Genomic DNA, 19,085 nt, shown 5'->3' with positions numbered 1-19,085 from the left:
AAAGGCTAAAGGCTAAAGGTTAAAATTCTTGCGTGTTTTATCTTTGGCCTTGTGCCTGATTCAAACATCCGTTACCTTAAATCCACACTGAACTAGTTAAACAAGGAAAACAATGAGTGCTTTAATCTGTGGGTCAATGGCATACGACACCATTATGGTGTTCCATGACAAATTTAAACATCACATACTGCCAGAGAAAGTGCATATTCTAAATGTGTCATTTTTGGTGCCGGTCATGCGGCGTGAGTTTGGGGGCTGTGCGGGTAACATTGCATATAACCTGCAATTGTTAAAAGAAGAACCTTTGATTATGGCTACAGTGGGTCATGATTTCGAACCCTATGCCCAGTGGCTTAGTCAGTGCGGTATCAGCACACGGTATATCAAAAACCTTGAGGACCAATATACCGGTCAAGCCTATATCACCACTGATGAAGACGATAACCAGATTACCGCGTTCCATCCGGGTGCCATGAATTTTTCTCATCTCAATGAGGTGCCAGCTACTGCAGAAATTAACATCGGCATCGTATCACCGGACGGCAAACTTGGCATGCAACAACACGCCGAACAATTTGCCGAATTAGGTATACCGTTTATTTTCGATCCCGGCCAAGGCATGCCGATGTTTGATGGTGAAGAGTTGCTGAAAATGCTTGATCTGGCCAATTACGCTACTTTTAACGATTATGAATCTGAATTAATGCAGCAAAGTACCGGATTGACTTTGGAACAAATTGCCGAAAAAGTCGATGCTTTGATCATTACGCTAGGTAGCAAAGGTTCAAAAATCTATACCCGCGGTGAATGTATCGATATACCAGCGGCTAACCCCAAACAATTGAAAGATCCAACCGGTTGTGGCGATGCGTATCGGGCAGGTTTGTTGTACGGCTTGATGAACGATTTTGATTGGTCAGTGACTGGCCGTATTGCCTCTTTGTTGGGGGCGATTAAAATCGAACACAATGGTACCCAAAACCACCTGTTTACCATGGCTGAGTTCAAAGAGCGTTATCAAGCAACCTTTGGTAGTTCATTTTGAGTTTAAGCAAAACCCAGGCATTACTGGATTTGATGGCTCGTTTGCGCAATCCGGAAACGGGTTGCGCCTGGGATCAGAAGCAGGACTTTTACAGCCTGATTCCTTACACCATCGAAGAAGCCTATGAAGTCGCCGATGCTATCGAACGCAATGATATTCAGGATTTGCGCGCAGAGCTTGGCGATTTGTTGCTACAAGTGGTGTTTCATTCCCGTATTGCCGAAGAACGTGGCTTATTCGATTTTGAGCAAGTCGCAGCCGGCATCGGCGAAAAGCTGGTCAGTCGTCATCCGCATGTGTTTGCCGGGGTTACCTTTACTAGTGATGAACAACGCCAGCAAGCCTGGGAAGCGGCCAAAGCCGAAGAAAGGCAGCAGAAGCATACAGATGACAAACCACAAAGTGTGTTGTCCGGAGTAGCAAAAAGCTTACCCGCGCTAGTTGCCTGCGAAAAAATCCAAAATCGCGCCGCCAGTCATGGTTTTGACTGGCCGGAAGTTGAGCCGGTATTTGAGAAAGTCAAAGAAGAGCTGGCCGAAGTGCACGAAGCCTGGCAGTCTGGCGATCAGGCGCATATTCAGGAAGAAGTGGGTGATTTATTACTGGTTGCGGTAAATCTGGCCCGGCACTTAAAAGTCAATCCGGAAATTGCCTTGAAAGAAGCCACCAAAAAATTCAGCCGTCGTTTCAATTACATCGAAAAGCAAGTGGAAGCCACAGGCCGACAATTACGTGATTGTCAGCTGGAAGAATTGGATGGTTTGTGGAATGAAGCCAAGCGTGTGCAAAAAAATACTCACCCAAACAACCCATGAAGTTTTTTTTTCAGAAACTAATCTTGGCAGCTATCACTGTTATTGCCATGCAAGTACAAGCTGGCGAGGTTTTGGGACATATTTCCGATGAAACCGAGCCCGCTGTTGTGGAGCCGGCCAATCCGCCAGCTAATGACAGACGCATTATCTATCGAGTGATATGTGATCCGGCAGGAGAAGCTTTACCGGATTGCGAGCAACCAGTTTACGATATCGAAACTATTGCAAAGCCCGAGAAGCAGTTGGAAGAGGCTATGCCGGTTGAGTCGGGGCAGATGGATGCAGAGTCAGAGCAGATGGATGCAGAGCCTGCGCCAGTGAAAAAGACAACACAATCAAAGAAAACCAATAGCAAAAAAAAATCTAGCAGCAAGAAAAAAACGGCTGGCAAAACCAGTAAAAAATCCAAAAGCAAGAAAAAAACCACTAAAAAAACGACTACTAAAAAATCCAGCAGTCAAAAGAAGTAACGCCAGTACTGTCCTATCCCTTCGGGAGTACAAACCTAGGTTTGTACTCCAAATAAAGAAATGGATAAATTAATGCTGAAAAAAAGCCCACATTCCCCTGCACATTTGTTGCTTGATCAGGCGGTCTATTTCATCACCAGCGCGATTTACCAAAAGCGGCCTTTGTTAAAACCCGAAACCGTCAAACAGCATTTATTGGATACGATTCAAACCTGTATGACCGAAAAAAACTGGCAGCTCGATCATTGGGTGATTTTGGATAACCACTACCACCTGATGCTGACGAGTAAAAAGGGTGACGATATGCCGGGCATTTTTCGTAAAATCCATGGCTTATCGGCGCGCTTCATTCAAGCTCAAGGGCCTTGCGAATTACCGGTTTGGTGGAATTACTGGGATTATTGTCCGCGCGACGAAAAAGACTATTTCATCCGCCTGAATTACTTGCTGAACAATCCGCTTAAGCATGGCTATGTGACTAATTTGGCTGATTACCCTCATTCCAGTTTTCACTCCACCCTGGAAACGTTAGGGCGAAACGCTTTGGCAAAGCAGTTTACGCAGTATTCAGAGTACAAGAATCTGCGTTTGGAAGAAGATTGAGGATGTGCTTAGGCCTCGGCCCTACCGAATACCGGAATACAAACCTAGGTTTGTACTCCAATGCCTCCCACGGGCCGCCTTGTCTGCGGAACGCAAAGCGCTGGCTAAGAGGTTTACGAAACTAGCCGCAACAGCCGGATTCTTTGCTATGCAACTGTATCGGGGGGCAGGCGACGCTGCCATAGGAACAGAACACACAACAATCGCCGGGTTTTGGTTTTAACAGCGTATGGCAATGCTGACATTCGTAAAACCACTGGCAGGCATCGGTTGGCATGATTTCGTTTTTGCTATGTCCACATACCGGACAGGTTAAGGTAGACTCCAAAACGATTTCATTGCTCATCGGTACTAGCCCTACGATTTTTTATCCAAACGATTCCGCAATTGCTCGCTATAGCCTTGCGCCGCTTTGCGGATGAACTGGCTCTGGCTTTGAAAGTTTCGGCAACGGGAACACATCATTACATGCACTTTAATGGCCAGTCGTTCGCTAAAGCTGAGTTTTTTATCCAAGCCTTGTGACACCAAGGCGGTAATGTCGCGACAACTACGCATGACGCTTCTCCTTTTTTGCCTTTGATTGATTGAACCAACGGATTTCCAGGCATTCGCGTAGCCGCAAGCGGGCTCTGTGCATGGTCACCCAGTAATTGGCTTCGCTAAGGCCAGTTTCTCGGCAGACTTCCTCGGCTTCCAGGCCCACCAGTTCACGTAACATGAATACCTTGGCCATTTTCGGCGGCAGATTGTTTTGGCAGGTTTCGTAAATGGTCCAGAATTCCTGCTGTTTGAGCGCTGCTTCGGGATCGTTCCAGGTCGTCGGGCCAGCGTTCCAGTGACCGTTGTTCATGAAAAACGCTTCTTCGTCAGCTTCGCCATCCTGGTTATCGATTTGATCGAAATCAGTGGTGACTACTTCGCGATTGCTGCGTCGCCAGTGATCGGCAATCTTGTGTTTCAAAATGCCGATTAGCCAGGTGCGTAAACCGGCCTTGCCAGCAAAATTTGCAGCCGATTGCCAGGCTGCCAGCAAGGTTTCCTGCACAGCGTCATCGGCCAGTTCGTTATCGCGCAGTTGCAGCAAGGCATAGCGAAATAACACCGGCCGATGTTCGGCCAGCAAAGTTTCACTTAATTGATCAGGCTTGTTCGGCATGACGCTTAGCAGCAGGCGCCATTGGATTGGGCAGCATCACTACTGGGGCCGGGTGAGCAATCGAATAAGCCGAAGTGGCGCGATTTTTCACCCAGCACCTGGAAATGATCACCATAGCGACTCAGAGCCAGCATATCTGCGGTATTGCCGCAGACCCGCAATGGGCGGCCGGTTTCGAAATGATGATGATCGTCCAAATCAAAACTATGTGGATGTTGATCGATAGTTCCTAAATAAACGGCGACTTGACCGAAGTCTTCACAGCGGTCTTCCAGCGGCATTTTGAAAGCCCGCACCGTCACCGACTGGAAATTGACCATGCCGATTTTGGCAAACACCTCGGGGTCGTCGAGGCTGATGGGGTTTTGTTTGACCGCACGCACATCCGGGCAGCCCAGATCCTGCAAAATACGACGAAAGTCTTCCCAATACAAAGCCCCACCCAGGCATTCGCCCAGCAATACTGGATCCTGGCGTAAGCCAGCAGGAATACGGCGGTCGGCAAAAACGTCGGAAAAATACAGCTCACCACCCGGCTTTAACACCCGGAAAATTTCCGCCAGCACTTTAGGTTTTTCCGGCGATAAATTGATCACGCAATTGGACACCACCACGTCGATGCTATTGTCGGCAATGCCAACCGTGTGCAAGTTTTCGATATGGCCGTGCAGAAATTCAACGTTGGCGTAACCAAATCGCTCTGCGTGCCATTCGCGATGCCGCACGGCGACTTCCAATTGCTCCGGCGTCATGTCGACACCGATAACCCGACCTGTCGGTCCGACTAGTTTCGACAACAGATAACAGTCGCGACCCGTACCGCAACCCAAATCCAGCACTGTCTTGCCTTCCAGCGCCGGCGGTAAGGGCGAACCGCAACCGTAAAATCGTTCCAGCACTTCCGGATGCAAGCCGGCCAGCAGGGCTTTTAAATAGCTGGGCATGGCGTCGATACTGCAACAGGCACTGGTTTTAAGATCGTCGCTGGATTGCAAAACCTGACCATAATAATGTTGCACGGATTCGCTGATTTCGATACTGGTAGTCATGTAATGCCTCGTTTTTTATTATTAAAGGTTGCTGCTAAGGTAGTGTGAGATTACAGCGGAACAAATAGCCGAGCATGGCAACGTCAACAGCCAGGATAAGGCAATGGACGCAATCACGCCAGTATTGGCCTTACCACTGACCAGGCCGATACCGAATAAAGATCCCACCGAAACATGGGTAGTGGAGACCGGCATCCCGAACTTGCTGGCAAAAATCACCAAAAATGCTGTCACCAGATTGGCCGATAAACCCTGGTCATGGGTGATGGGTGTGATTTTATGACTCATGGTTTCCGCAACTCGTCGGGCGTTGAATACGCCACCCAGTAGCATGGCGGTGGCCACCAGAATAATGATCCATTGCAAATCAAAGCCTGGAGCCAGTAATAATAAGGCGGCAATTTTTGGTGTGTCGTTTAAACCGCGGGCAAAACAGACTGCACCGGCACTGCAAAAATGCAGCCCATCGCGCAGGCGCTGAAGATTAATACCCAAAATCAAGCTAGCTTGTCGCTCTGCACAAACATTTTGACTATCAACACTTAAAACCGGAACAGTTGCCGAATCGATTGCCATGCTCATATTCGCGTTACCAGCGAGGCTAAGACTGTCCGGGTTTTCAACGCACAGGCACAAGTCGCTCTCGATTCGCTGACGCTTAAAACCCATGATTAGAACGCGATAGACCAATGCCGCCAACACCAACGCTACTAATGGGCTCAATAGCAGGGGCAGCACAAAGTTATTCAGCAAAGGTGCAAAACTGATGTCACCGGATGTCGCTAACAAGGTGCTGCCGGCCATGGCGCCCAATAAGGCATGGGTGGTGGAAACTGGAAAGCCGTACCGCGTCGCCAATATCACCGTCAAGCCGGCGCTGCCGGCAACTGCAATCATGAATGGCAACGTGTGTATCAAAGCGTCCGGCGCCAAGCCTTTGCCGGAAAATTTGACCAGCAATGTCTGGGCTAAAAACAACGCGGCTATTGAACCCGCCAATGTCGTGACGGTTGCCCAAGTCAAAGCCAGTCGATAATTCAGCGTACCGCTGCCAAACAAGCTTGCTACGCCTTTGAAATTGTCATTGGCACCGTTGGCATAGGCCAGGAAGCACACGCTGATGAATAAGATGCTCGCGAGCATTAAACTCTCCTTGATCGAATTGACTATTGAGCATAAGTCGTCAGAAGAACATGAAACCTTACAATAAATATTAGGTATCCAGCTACAGAACGATGCTTGCCAGCACATACTTAGGTCTTGGCAACACTAACACACATCTAAATGCACATTCACTACGGCTTTTTTGATGGGAATAGGCAATTTTTACTTAGGATAATCCGACTATGGCTATAATCTTATCTCTAACGAATCGCCGATTTATACAAGCGACTGGTTTTGCTGAAAAGGCCCAGTCAGAATATTCAGGATTAAACTGCGAGAACCCCCCAAATGGAAACCGTTACTCCCCCCTTAAAATATGCCGAGTTTTTGAGTGTGTTAAAACGTAACGGCAAACTGTCCGACAGCGATTTAACCAAAGCTCGCCGCATGCAGAAATCCTCGCAAGATGATTCGTTGCCGCAAATGTTGATCAAACTGGGTTTGTGTTCCGATGCCGATGTGGCGGAAATTTTTGCTCAGACTCAATCCATTGACCGTTTGCGGCCGGAAAACTACCCGCCACAATCCCCATTACAAGACAAAGTGTCCTTACGCTTTTTGAAGTACCACCATGTGGTTGGTTTACAGGCAGATGATAATGTGATTGATGTGGCTGTCATGGACCCGGAAGACAGCTATTTGCCGCAGGCTTTGCAACTGGCGACCGGTAAGCAAATTCGGCTACATGTTGGGCAGTTATCGGATATCGATGCGGCCCTGGAAATCCAGTATGGCGACGGCAAATCGCAAATGGACAAATTGGTTGATGGTTTGACGGTAGAAGAGGAGGGCAACGAAGATCTGGAGCACTTGAAAGATTTGGCCAGCGAAGCCCCCATTATTCGGATGGTGAATTTTATCTTGCAAAAAGCCGTGGAAAGTCGAGCTTCCGACGTGCATATCGAACCGTTTGAACAAAGTCTAAAAGTACGCTTGCGTATCGACGGTGTGTTGCAGGACATTGATTCGCCGCCAGTAGCGTCGACTGCTGCAGTATTGTCACGTATCAAGATTATGGCGAAAATGAATATCGCTGAACGCCGATTACCGCAGGATGGCCGCATTAAACTGCAAATGATAGGTAAGGAACTGGATTTACGGGTATCGACCATTCCGACTTTACACGGTGAAAGTGTGGTGATCCGTTTGCTGGATAAGGAAAATGCGGTACTGGATTTTGCAACGCTGGGCTTCGTAGGCAAACAAGCCGAAAATTTCATGCAGGTTTTAGCGCAGCCGCACGGCATCATGTTGATCACCGGCCCCACTGGTAGTGGTAAATCCACCAGTTTGTATGCGGCATTGAAACAACTTAACACCTCTGAACGCAAAATCATCACGGTGGAAGATCCGGTCGAATATCAACTGGAAGGTATTAACCAGATTCAGGCAAAACCTCAAATTGGTTTGACCTTTGCCTCGGCTTTGCGCTCCATCGTCAGGCAAGATCCCGATGTCATCATGATCGGCGAGATGCGCGATCTTGAAACCGCCAAAATTGCCGTGCAATCGGCATTGACCGGCCATTTAGTATTATCCACCCTACATACCAACGATGCGGCTGCCGGTATTACCCGCTTACAGGATATGGGGCTGGAAGAATATCTGCTCAGTTCCACTATCAACGGCATTCTGGCGCAGCGCTTGGTCAGAAGGCTTTGCCCAGTCTGCAAGCAGGCACATCCGGCCTCGGATACCTTGATCGAAGAAATGTATTTGCGTCGCTGGCAGCCCGAAGGCGAAATCATGCTGCACAAACCCGTTGGCTGTCCGGCTTGCAATAATATTGGCTACAAAGGCCGGTTAGCGATTATCGAGTTTTTAACGATGACTGAAAACATTCGCAAGCAGATCATGAAGCACGAAGAAGCTTATGTGATTCAACAGCAAGCCATACAGGAAGGCATGATGACTATGTACGACGATGGTGTCGTCAAGGCATTACAAGGCATTACAACCTTGGAGGAAGTCATGCGAGTCACTACCGAGGCTTGATGGGTTAAGGACAACGTTTGCCTAATAAATTAAGCAGCAGTCAATGAGTTAAAACACCTCGCTGGATTGCGGATAGCTTTTGCCGTTGATGACACAGTAAATAATTCGCAGGGTGTCGGCCAGTAGCAGCCAGGTGATCAGCATAAACAAACCGGTCAGACTGGCATTGAGATAATCGTTAAAAATCAGATGTGGAGCTTTGTGCATCATATCCGCACTCAGTGTGCCATTTGCCAGTTTGTCCGATAAATCACTGGCATGGGATAGAAAGCCTACCCGAATATCCGTGGAGAACAGTTTCTCCCAAGCGGCGCTAGTGGTAATGATGATCAGCCACGACAAGGGCAGGGCTGTCACCCAAATGTATTTTAACTTGTCCGATTTCACTAAAATCGTGGTGCCTACGCACAAGGCAATTGCCGCCAGCATTTGATTGGCAATACCAAATAAGGGCCAGAGGCTATTGATGCCGCCCAAAGGATCGATGGTGCCCATGTACAAAAAATAACCCCAGGCACCGACCACTATACCGCTGGTCAGTATCGCGCTGGGATAACTGCTGGTTTTGCCTTTTCCAATATTGAAGTTACCCAGCATATCCTGCAGCATGAAACGGGCAACCCGGGTGCCGGCGTCCAGCGTGGTCAAAATAAACAATGCCTCAAACATGATGGCAAAGTGATACCAGGCTGCCAATAGATTCTGTCCGAATACTTGGGCAAACAAACTGGCCATACCAACTGCCAGCGAGGGTGCGCCACCGGTGCGAGCAAACAGGGTTGATTCGCCCATGGTTTGTGCCAGGGTTTGCATTTGCTCGACGCTAACCGGAAACCCCCAACTGCTGATGGTTGCAACCGCTACTGCAGGGTCTTGACCAACAATGCCGGCAGGGCTGTTAATTGCAAAATAGACTCCAGGTTCCAAGACAGTGGCGGCTATCATGGCCATGATAGCCACAAACGATTCCATCATCATCGCTCCATAGCCTATGAAACGCGCATCCATTTCGTTAGCCAGTAGTTTGGGTGTGGTGCCGGACGAGATTAGGGCGTGAAAGCCGGAAATAGCCCCACAAGCGATGGTAATAAACACGAAGGGAAATAGTTTGCCGCCGAAGATAGGGCCACTGCCATCAATAAACTGGGTCAGGGCGGGCATTTTCAATTCCGGGCGCAGCAGAATAATGGCAATGGCTAATGCCAGGATAGTGCCCAGTTTCATAAAAGTTGACAAATAATCGCGCGGTGCCAGTAGCAGCCACACGGGTAGCACGGCAGCCGCAAAGCCATAAAATATAACCATTACTGCCAGTTGCTGGGCATCGTAATCAAACCAGTTACGAATGACTGGATTTTCATCGATCCAGCCGCCGCCGATCACGGCAAAAATGAGTAGTGATACGCCGATCAGCGTTGCTTCCAGTACGCGGCCAGGTCGGAGATGATGTAAATAAATCCCCATTAAAACCGCAATCGGTATGGTCGCCGCCACTGTCGAAGTTGCCCAGGGGCTATGTTTCATGGCATTGACCACCACTAAGCCGAGTACTGCGATCAGGATGATCATAATCATCATCACGCCCAGCATAGCAGCTGAGCCGCCGATAACGCCGAGCTCATCTTTAGCCATTTGCCCCAGTGAGCGGGCGTCACGCCGTACCGAGAAAAACAAGGTGACAAAATCCTGCACGCAGCCACCCAGTACAGCGCCGATCAAAATCCATAAGGTGCCGGGCAAATAACCAAACTGTGCAGCCAGGGTGGGCCCGATAAGCGGGCCGGGGCCGGCAATCGCAGCAAAATGGTGACCGAATACCACCCATTTATGCGTCGGCATAAAGTCGCGGCCATCATTAAAACGTTCTGCAGGGGTCGCACGTGTGGCATCCAGCATCAAGACTTTGCTGGCTATAAAGGCGCTGTAAAAACGATAGCCCAGGGCATAAACGCAAATCGCAGCTACTACCAGCCACATGCTATTAATGCTTTCGCCACGTTGCAGCGCAATACCGCCAACGGCACCGGCACCGATCAGGGCGATACAAGCCCAAAATAAAATGTAGGGTAAACGGTTAGTGTTGCCGGACATGGCGTATTCCTTCGAATAATACAGTTTGATGCGGGAAAAATTTGCGAAATGGTAGCACGAGGAGGGGTGTTGGGTCTTACCGGTTGAGTCACGTGACCCTAACTCAGCCGATAAAACATGACAGGATGCGCTTAAGCACCCACGGTTTTTAAAGTGTTTTGTAAAGTTCTAAGGCTTTAGTTAAATCGGCAGTGGTTTTTTCAACATCACCTTTTTTGGCACCCATTTGGGCCTGAATAACGAAAGCATTAGCTTTTTTTACCACGTCTGCATGGCCTGTAACGTTCTCAGCAGAGGCGCGGGCAGCTTTAATGTGTACCTGAGCGTTGTTGAAATCACTTTTTTGGGCTTCGGCTAAGGCTTTTTCTACGTGTGAAATCGTTTCGTCAATATAAGTTTTAGAATTAGTCGCTTCTTCGGCAAAGGCTAAACTGCTGGTTGCGCCAATGGAAATTGCCATAAAAAAAGCCAGTAAAGTAATTTTAATCATATTCATAATTTTATAAGTCTTGAATGTTAAGGATGAAAAAAGTAGGGGTGAAACAAGAAATTTAAGTTCCAGCCCAGCACCATCATATAGACTTTATCGATGTCGAACATGACAAATTGGTTAATATGGCTTTTGAAACTGATTTATGGTGTCGATTAATTTGAGTTGAGGCGGGGTAAATTCATGCTAAATGCATTCGGCTAGGGATGATTTGGGGTGTTAATACTGGTTGAACCTTTAGCTGATTAAAGCCGCAACATAGATGCTCAGTATCAAAGTTAGTCTTCTTGCTGCAGATTAAATCTGACAACATTGTAATCTTGCTGTCATGCTGTTGTTTAGATCGACAGCTTATCCTGTTTGTCATGCAGCGATTAATTCTCTTATTGTGCCCGTTGATTTTGCTAGGTTTGGCGTTGAATGGTTGCGCCGAATTTCAGGATCGCCCATTGCAGCCGGAAGTATCCCAAACGCGCCTCGAAGCACGCAGCCTAACCAGTCATGAACTGCAGTCGTTTATGCAGAGCGTATCGGGTTCAGCAGTTCTTTGGCCGTTTAAACGCTGGAATATCGATCAACTGACGCTAGCGGCGATTTATTACCATCCGGATATGGCGTTGATTCGAGCCATGGCGGATACAGCCGATGCGGCTATCATCACAGCCGGGCAACGGCCTAATCCCACTCTGAACGTGTCGCCAACCTGGATTAGCAACGCTGTGGCGGCTTCGCAGCCCTGGATTATCGGCAGCTCACTCAGTATTCCGATCGAAACGGCCGGCAAACGCGATTACCGTATTCAAAAAGCCCAAGCCTTAAGCGATGCGGCCCATTTGCGCAGTGTTGATAGTATCTGGTTGGTACGCGGGCGGATACGCCTAGCCATGCTGGAAGTGTTTGCCGCCCGGCAATCCGAACAGCTGTTTAAACAGCAACTCGACATTCAACTAGCCATGACGCAACGACTGCAGCAACAATTAGCGGCGGGTGAATTATCCCGGCTGGATGTTATGCGGGCTCGAATGGCTTCGAATGCATTGCAACTGAATGTCAGTGCTGCTGAAAAAAGGTACAACGAAAGTCGGGTGCTATTGGCCAATGCCATGGGTGTGCCGGTATCGGCCTTAGCGGCTATTGAACTGGATTTTGCCGCTCTGGATACACCCGCCGATTTGACTGGCGTGCCGGTGCCGGTTTTACGGGATATTGCGTTAAAACAGCGTGCGGATCTTTTAGCCGCCTTGGCTGATTACAATGCGGCGCAAGCGGCGCTGCAGATCGAAATTGCCAATCAATACCCCAACATTCAGGCCAATCCGGGTTATACCTGGGATATAGGCGCGCATTATTGGACCTTTGCCGCCAGCGCATTGCAGCTGCCGGTGTTTCATCAAAACCAGGGATCTATCGCCGAAGCAGAAGCCAAACGACAAGAAATGGCCGTGCGCTTTGAAGCCTTGCAACTTCGCATCTTAGGCGATATCGATCGCGCTCAGGCCGGATTATCGGCCGTGAATGCCAAATGGCAGGATGCGGAAAAGCAAACCCGACTACAACAGGATAATCTGCAATCTACCCAAGCTTTATTTCAAGCCGGCGAAACAGACAGCTTGGCGTTGCTCGGCGCTGAACTGGAAGGCATTGTGTCGGAAACAGCACGCTTGAATGTGCTGATAGAGACTCAGCAGGCGCTCAATGTATTGGAAGATACTTTGCGATATCCGCTGGCTTCCACACTGACAGCAAAGTCGATAGTCGATACTGCGTTATGGAAAAAGCCCGAATGAAAACACAACTTAGCCTTGTCTTGACTATAAGCCTGATCGGCATCAGCGGCTGCGATAGCGCCACGCAAACCGACGAGCCGCAAGTTATCACCGAGGTGGCGGTTAAGGTTGGCCAGATCAGCAAGACCACTTTGCATCGTTACGTATCGGCTTACGGTATGGTGGAGCCGGCACCCGCCATGCCGGGCAAAGCAGCTGCCAGTTCGAAAATCGCTACGCCCATCGGCGGATTGCTGGCGCAAGTGTTTTGCGTGGAAGGCCAGGTGGTTAAAAAAGGCGATTTATTATTTCAGCTGGACACGCGTAACAGCGATGCCTTGATTGCCAAAGCCGAAGTGGCAGTCGATTTTGCTCAGAAGAATTTTGCCCGCAAACAGGCGCTGGATGCTACGGATAATGTCTCACGCAAACTGTATGATGAAGCCCAACAATTGCTGCAAAATGCTCGCAAGGATTTGCTGAATGCGCAAACCCAGCGGGAATTGTTGCAAATCAGGGCGCCTTTGAGCGGCACCCTTTCGGCTATTTATTTTAAAGTCGGCGAGGTGGTCAACCCCAATACGCTGTTGGCGGATTTAACAGATTTACAGCGTCTGAGCATTACCCTAAAGGTACCCAGCCCGGAAGCCGACAGCATTCGACTAAATCAAACTGTGCAAACTATCACCGCTGCAGCGGATCAATCGCAGGCCCAGCCATTTTCGGGTAGGGTTACCTTCGTCGGCAGCCAGGTCGATCCTTTGACCGATACGCTAGTGGTGCGGGTCTCGGTTGCGGCAGACTCCGGGCTTAGACCAGGACAATTCGTCTCTGCCCGTATTCTGGTGGAAGAGCTACCCGATCGCTTGGCGGTACCTATCGCAAGCGTGGTCAATAGCATCGATTCCAGCCTCATTGCCGTGGTCGAAGGCGATCATGCCAGACAAGTTCCGATCAAACCGGGATTGCGCGACGGTAATTTAGTCGAAATAGCCGCTGAGGGTTTGCAGGAAGGCATGACTGTCGTCACCTCGGGCGCATATGGCTTACCGGCGGACACCCGGATTCGGGTACTGAAATAATGCGTAACTTCACGATAGGTACGTTCGCTACTGAAAACGGTCTGGCCATTGCGTTTCTGTGTGTGGCTTTATGTGTGGCCGGGGCCTATGCGGCGCTGGGCATGCCTTCGGCCATTTTTCCGCAAACCGATTTTCCGCGCGTGGTGATCCTGGTCGATAACGGTGTGATGCCCGCCAACGAGATGATGGCGACCATCAGCCGCCCGCTGGAAGAGGCCATGAAAGACATTCCCGGCGTGCAGATCATACGCTCGAAAACCGGCCGCGGTTCGGCGGAAATTAATGTGTTTTTTAACTGGCAAACCGATATGGTACAGGCGGAACTTTATGTGCAAGGCCGTTTGGGGGTGGTGCAGAAATCACTGCCCAACACGGCCAGCACGGCGGTTTGGCGCTTGACCTTTGCGGCTTTTCCGGTGCTGGGTTTGAGTTTGACCGGCCCCAGTCACTCTCTGACGCAATTGTGGGAAACCGCCCGCTATGACTTGCAGCCGCGTTTGTTGCGTATTCCCGGCGTGGCTCGTATCGGTCTGGTCGGTGGTCGGGTGCCGGAATATCAGGTGGTCGTCGATCCGTTGCGCTTGCAAGCCTTAAATCTAAGTCTGAGCCAGGTCAGCGATGCCTTAATCAAAAACAATCAAATTGCCCCGACCGGCATGCTGGAAGAAGACTACAAGCTGTTTCTGACCGTCGTGGATGGCCGGCTGCACTCGGTGGTTGACATTGAAAACATGATCGTTGCCGTGGTGGGAAATACCCCCCCGATACCTGGGATGACCACAACCGCGCCTGCCGCGCATCCGATCAGAATCAAAGACTTTGCCAAGGTGGAACGGGGTGAACAGCCGGTATTTAACATCGTCACCGCCGATGGGGTGAATGCGGTTTTGCTGAACATATACAGTCAACCGGACGGCAGCACGCTGGACATTGCCAAGCAATTGCACCAGGAGCTGGCTGAACTGAAAAAAAGTTTGCCGGCGGATGTACAAGCCCAGGTGTTTTACGATCAGTCCTTGTTGGTTGGCGACTCCATACAGAGCGTCTGGGAAGCCATCATTTTAGGTTTGTTGCTGTCTATCGCCATTTTGTACGTTTTCCTGAAAAACTGGGGCGCCACCCTGATTGCCGCCGTGGTGATTCCAACCACGGTATTGATGACCCTGCTTGCCCTGCGGGTGATGGGCTTGGGATTTAATTTGATGACACTGGGCGGTATTGCTGCCGCGATTGGTTTGATTATCGACGACGCCATCGTGGTGGTGGAAGCGGTGCATACAAAAATCAGCGCCGGCCTCAAACGTCTGACCGCCGTGCAGGAAGCGGTTGCGGATATTTTTCGACCCTTGCTGGCGTCCACACTGACACCAGTGGTGGTGTTTATCCCGTTGGCTTTTCTGGACGGGGTGGCCGGCAGCTTTTTCCGTGCCCTGGCATTAACCATGGTGGTGTCGTTGTTGACATCCTTGCTGCTGGCCATCACCCTGATTCCTTTATTAGCCGGATGGTGGATGCCGGAAGTCACAAATCCCGGTGCTCAACATCAGCCGGCAATGGTTTGGTTGCAACGCTTGAGCAAAGGCTATCGGCAGCTGTTACAGTTTGCGCTGCAACAGGCTGGTAAAGTACTAATAGGTTGTGTGTTAATTTTGGTCATGGGTGTCGTGCTATACGATCGTTTGGACAGCGATTTTCTGCCTTTTATGGACGAAGGCGGCTTTGTATTGGATTATCACGCGCCGTGGGGCACCAGTTTGAGTGAGACTGACCGCCAACTAAAGCAGGCTGAAGAAATTTTGCGTAGCGTACCGGAACTGGATGGTTATTCACGCCGCACCGGCGCCAGATTGGCCTTGGGTATTTCGCAAGCGCACAGTGGTGATTTTTTAGTGAAATTAAAAGCCAAACGGCCACGCAAAACCGATGAAGTCATCGCCGACCTGCGCCAGCAACTGAATGCCACGGTGCCTGGCCTGCATTGGGAATTCGCCGGCATTCTGGGCGACTTGATCGGCGATTTGACCTGGTCGCCACGTCCCATCGAGGTCAAACTGTTTTCTACCGACATCGAGTGGCTGAAACACAAAGCCCCACAAATCGAAGCGGAGTTGGGCAAAATTAGCGGGGTGGTGGATACCGCCGATGGCCTGGAAACCACCGGCCCATCCTTGAGCATACGGGTGCGCTATGCCGATGCACAGCGCTTCGGTTTAACTGTGAATGACGTAGCGCTGGCCGCCAGCACCGCCATGCTCGGTCAAAAAACATCGTATGTGTTGGAGGGCGATCGTATTATTAATATCCGGGTCAGAATGGATAACGCAGCCAGCGCGCAGATTGCCGATTTACGCGAATTGCCGTTACGCTCGTTGGATGGTAGAACCGTCAAGCTATCCCAAGTCGCCGATATCATCACCGAGCCGGGACAACTGGAATTGCATCGGGAAGATTTGCGGCAACTGGTAGCAGTGTCCGCCCGCCTGGAAAACCGCGATCTCGGCAGCGCCATCGCCGAAATCAAGGCCAAACTCAGCCAGGACCCCGACTTACCCGGCGGTGTGGTGGAATACGGCGGCCTGTACCAGCAACAGCAGGAGTCTTTTCATAATTTAATGGTGGTATTGTTGGCGGCGGTGTTTTTGGTGTTTAGCGTGATGTTGATTGAATTTCGCAGTTTTTACGAGCCGATTGCCATTGTGTTTGGCTCGTTGTTGGCCCTGTGCGGCACGGTACTGGCCTGGTATCTGACCGGCACCTCGGTGAATATTATTTCCATTCTGGGCGCCATCATAGGCATAGGCGTGGTGGCGAAAAACGGTATTTTGATGCTGGATTCGGTGCATAAATTTGAATCTCAGGGTATAGGCTTGCCCGAGGCGCTGGCCGAATCGGGCATGCGTCGCTTGCGACCGGTGTTGATGACCTCATTGGCTGCCGCCCTGGGCTTGTTACCGCTGGCCTATGGCATCGGCGCCGGTTCCGACATGTTGAAGCCGCTGGCGATTGCCGTGATCGGCGCGCTGACATTGTCGGTATTGCTGTCATTGGTCGCCACCCCGACCGCGTATTTTGTGTTGCGCGGCCTTTCCCATCGATTTAAGCAAAAGCCATGCGCATCCTGATCATAGAAGACCAGAAAAAAACCGCCGCTTACCTGCAAAAAGGCTTGAGCGAACAAGGCTTTATTGTCGATGTTTGCCATGATGGTGAAGAGGGCTTGCTGTTAGCCAACGACATAGCGTTTGACTTGATTTTACTGGATGTGATGATGCCGCTACGGGATGGTTGGTCGGTATTGCGGGCGCTACGAGCCGAGGGCAAGCAAACGCCGGTGCTGTTTCTGACCGCGAAAGACAGTCTGGAGGATAGAGTCAAAGGCCTGGAGCTGGGCGCGGACGATTATCTGGTCAAACCGTTTGCCTTTGTGGAATTACTGGCCCGGATACGTTCGATCCTGCGGCGCGGTCCGGCGCGACCTTCCGCACAACTGAGTCTGGCTGATCTGACTCTTGATCCGATACGTCACAAGGCTTATCGGCAAGAGCAACGGCTGGATTTATCGCCTAAGGAATTTGCCTTGTTATTACTGTTCCTGCAAAGGCAGGGCGAGGTCTTGTCGCGCACTTTGATTGCCGAACAGATTTGGGATATTCATTTCGATAGCGATACTAACATCATCGATGTGTCCATCCGCCGGCTGCGGCAAAAAATAGATGACCCGTTCGCCGAGAAACTGCTGCATACCGTGCGTGGGATGGGCTATGTCCTGGAACAGCGCTAAACCCTGGTCAATCACGGCCAGGTTGACATTTTTATATGTGTTATCCGCAGCACTAATTTTATGTTCGATTGGCTGGTATTTACACCAATCCCTGGTCGATACTTTTGCGCAAGACAACCAGCAGTTTCTGCTAAAAGAAATCCAGCTGCTGCAAACGGTATTGCAACAGCAGCCGCTGAATAGCGAGCAATTAAGCGCCGAACAAAACGAGGGCGTTGATTTACCGGTGGGACGTTATTACTCAAGAATATTCAGCGAAAACAGCCAGCCGCTAAGCGAAACAACGGGTGCATCGGCGTTGTTGGCGAATGCGCAATTCCCCGCGCCAGCAGAAGTAGCAAAAGCAAAGCTGAGCAAACAAACCTTGCCTGATGGACGCAGCTTGATGCTGATGAGTGTGTATACGACCGCCCCCTCGCGATATGTCATTCAGATTGCCTTGGATACCAGCCATGAAACCACGCTGTTGATGGCCCATGGCCGCAACTTGCTGGCCGCATTGTTGATAGGCTTATTGTTTTCCAGCGTGGCGGGATTATTGGTTGCTCGACGCGGCTTACAGCCACTGGCTGACATGACCCGGCACATGCGGGGCATCACCGCTACGCAGCTGGATGAGCAACTTGAGCCGAGGCGATGGCCGGCGGAATTATCCAGCGTCGCCGCAGCATTTAACGAAATGTTGCAGCGCTTGGCTAAATCCTTTAATCAACTCAATCAATTTTCCGCTGATTTGGCGCATGAATTGCGCACACCGATCAATAACTTGATGGGAGAAACCGAAGTCGCACTGGCCAAACCACGTAGCGGCGAGGAGTATCAGGAGATTTTGGCCTCTAATCTGGAGGAATATCTAAGGCTGTCACGCATCGTGGAAACCTTGCTGTTTTTAGCCCGTGCCGAGAACACCGAAATTTCCCTTTGCACCAAACAGCTGGACGGCAGAGCGGAATTGGAAGCAGCCTGCAGTTATCATGAAGGCTTGGCGGAGGAAAAAAACATTCAACTGCTTTGCCAGGGGGAGGGTATTTTGCATGCTGACGCGCAATTGGTGAAGCGGGTGTTAAGCAATCTGTTATTGAATGCCATTGCCCATACCCCGATTGGCGGCCGCATCCAATTATCGATTGAACAGGCTAAAGACGGTGCGGCGGAAATTTGTGTGCAAGATTCGGGGTGCGGCATCGCCGCCGAACATTTACCCAAGCTGTTTGACCGCTTTTATCAGGTCGATTCGGCGCGCAGCATGCATGGCACCGGCTTGGGCTTGGCTATCGTTAAATCCATCATGGAGTTGCATGGCGGTAGAGTGACGGTCAACAGTACGGTCAAGCAGGGTACTGGCATTACTGTTAAATTCCCCTTGCCAGTTGAATAAATTTGGATAAATCTAGCTAACAGAGCCTGTCCAATTAGCTGGATAATGAAGCCGTCGCATCATTGGGCTCAAGTTGAGCTTAGGATAAGGTCGTAAATAACTTTCCATAACCCAGGGGTATCGTTCTCGCGCTCCGCGGTTCGAGACGCTAGAGCGTCTTTCTCTAGGTTTCCACGCAGAGCATCACTGCCATTAAG

General features: G+C 50.2%; 17 protein-coding genes. 10 read left to right on the top strand and 7 right to left on the bottom strand.

The annotated features are described in order from the left end of the window. Positions 1-112: 112 nt before the first annotated feature. Genes A1359_RS17445 through A1359_RS17430 form a run of 4 tightly spaced genes read left to right on the top strand, consistent with a single transcriptional unit; the run spans position 113 to position 2,933 of the window. Positions 113-1,045 (top strand): carbohydrate kinase family protein, encoded by a 933-nt coding sequence (locus A1359_RS17445; RefSeq protein ID WP_066986184.1) that lies wholly within the window; start codon positions 113-115, stop codon positions 1,043-1,045. Next, positions 1,042-1,860, top strand: a complete 819-nt coding sequence (gene mazG, locus A1359_RS17440) for a nucleoside triphosphate pyrophosphohydrolase (RefSeq protein ID WP_083960711.1) — start codon at positions 1,042-1,044, stop codon at positions 1,858-1,860. Before A1359_RS17445 ends, mazG begins: the two co-directional genes overlap by 4 nt. Before the next feature lie 23 nt (positions 1,861-1,883). Next, the gene (locus tag A1359_RS17435; RefSeq protein WP_157200589.1) at positions 1,884-2,330 is read left to right on the top strand and encodes a hypothetical protein; all 447 of its coding nucleotides are present in this window, start codon (positions 1,884-1,886) and stop codon (positions 2,328-2,330) included. Positions 2,331-2,390: 60 nt separating this feature from the next. Then, the gene (locus A1359_RS17430) at positions 2,391-2,933 is read left to right on the top strand and encodes an REP-associated tyrosine transposase (RefSeq protein ID WP_083960710.1); all 543 of its coding nucleotides are present in this window, start codon (positions 2,391-2,393) and stop codon (positions 2,931-2,933) included. A gap of 121 nt (positions 2,934-3,054) precedes the next feature. Here the strand turns inward: A1359_RS17430 and A1359_RS17425 are convergent, their stop codons facing one another. The 5 genes from A1359_RS17425 to A1359_RS17405 are packed head-to-tail and all read right to left on the bottom strand — an operon-like array spanning position 3,055 to position 6,284. Continuing rightward, positions 3,055-3,279: a GDCCVxC domain-containing (seleno)protein gene (locus tag A1359_RS17425; protein WP_066986165.1), complete on the bottom strand. Its 225-nt coding sequence runs from the start codon at positions 3,277-3,279 to the stop codon at positions 3,055-3,057. Positions 3,280-3,290: 11 nt separating this feature from the next. Next, the gene (locus A1359_RS17420) at positions 3,291-3,491 is read right to left on the bottom strand and encodes a zf-HC2 domain-containing protein (protein WP_066986162.1); all 201 of its coding nucleotides are present in this window, start codon (positions 3,489-3,491) and stop codon (positions 3,291-3,293) included. Beyond that, entirely contained in the window at positions 3,484-4,092 is a 609-nt protein-coding gene (locus A1359_RS17415) for a sigma-70 family RNA polymerase sigma factor (protein WP_066986159.1), read from the bottom strand. The genes A1359_RS17420 and A1359_RS17415 overlap by 8 nt, the downstream gene beginning before the upstream one ends. Before the next feature lie 5 nt (positions 4,093-4,097). Then, positions 4,098-5,141, bottom strand: a complete 1,044-nt coding sequence (locus A1359_RS17410; protein ID WP_066986156.1) for a methyltransferase domain-containing protein — start codon at positions 5,139-5,141, stop codon at positions 4,098-4,100. A 21-nt stretch (positions 5,142-5,162) separates the two neighbouring features. After that, positions 5,163-6,284: an inorganic phosphate transporter gene (locus A1359_RS17405; RefSeq protein WP_066986153.1), complete on the bottom strand. Its 1,122-nt coding sequence runs from the start codon at positions 6,282-6,284 to the stop codon at positions 5,163-5,165. A gap of 309 nt (positions 6,285-6,593) precedes the next feature. Between A1359_RS17405 and gspE the strand changes: the two genes are divergently transcribed. Beyond that, positions 6,594-8,300 (top strand): type II secretion system ATPase GspE, encoded by a 1,707-nt coding sequence (gene gspE, locus A1359_RS17400; protein ID WP_066986150.1) that lies wholly within the window; start codon positions 6,594-6,596, stop codon positions 8,298-8,300. Positions 8,301-8,348: 48 nt separating this feature from the next. Here gspE and A1359_RS17395 read toward each other — a convergent pair whose 3' ends face one another. Together A1359_RS17395 and A1359_RS17390 are read right to left on the bottom strand one after the other, a co-directional pair. Continuing rightward, positions 8,349-10,391: a carbon starvation CstA family protein gene (locus tag A1359_RS17395; protein WP_066986147.1), complete on the bottom strand. Its 2,043-nt coding sequence runs from the start codon at positions 10,389-10,391 to the stop codon at positions 8,349-8,351. 148 nt (positions 10,392-10,539) lie between these two features. Then, entirely contained in the window at positions 10,540-10,887 is a 348-nt protein-coding gene (locus tag A1359_RS17390; protein WP_066986144.1) for a hypothetical protein, read from the bottom strand. Between the two features lie 359 nt (positions 10,888-11,246). Here A1359_RS17390 and A1359_RS17385 point away from each other — a divergent pair, with 359 nt between their 5' ends. From A1359_RS17385 to A1359_RS17365, 5 genes are read left to right on the top strand one after another with little or no spacing between them, the layout of a single operon-like run. Beyond that, a complete protein-coding gene (locus A1359_RS17385; protein WP_066986141.1) occupies positions 11,247-12,668 on the top strand; it encodes a TolC family protein in 1,422 nt (473 codons plus the stop codon). Continuing rightward, the gene (locus tag A1359_RS17380; RefSeq protein WP_066986138.1) at positions 12,665-13,729 is read left to right on the top strand and encodes an efflux RND transporter periplasmic adaptor subunit; all 1,065 of its coding nucleotides are present in this window, start codon (positions 12,665-12,667) and stop codon (positions 13,727-13,729) included. Before A1359_RS17385 ends, A1359_RS17380 begins: the two co-directional genes overlap by 4 nt. Further along, entirely contained in the window at positions 13,729-16,851 is a 3,123-nt protein-coding gene (locus A1359_RS17375) for an efflux RND transporter permease subunit (protein ID WP_066986135.1), read from the top strand. The genes A1359_RS17380 and A1359_RS17375 overlap by 1 nt, the downstream gene beginning before the upstream one ends. Next, complete coding sequence (locus tag A1359_RS17370) at positions 16,839-17,510, top strand: heavy metal response regulator transcription factor (protein WP_066986131.1); 672 nt, start codon at positions 16,839-16,841, stop codon at positions 17,508-17,510. Before A1359_RS17375 ends, A1359_RS17370 begins: the two co-directional genes overlap by 13 nt. Next, positions 17,491-18,888: a heavy metal sensor histidine kinase gene (locus tag A1359_RS17365; RefSeq protein ID WP_066986127.1), complete on the top strand. Its 1,398-nt coding sequence runs from the start codon at positions 17,491-17,493 to the stop codon at positions 18,886-18,888. The genes A1359_RS17370 and A1359_RS17365 overlap by 20 nt, the downstream gene beginning before the upstream one ends. Positions 18,889-19,085 lie beyond the last annotated feature (197 nt).

The organism is Methylomonas lenta, assembly GCF_001644015.1.
GTDB lineage: Bacteria > Pseudomonadota > Gammaproteobacteria > Methylococcales > Methylomonadaceae > Methylomonas > Methylomonas lenta.
This window is presented reverse-complemented; position numbering and strand designations above follow the sequence as displayed.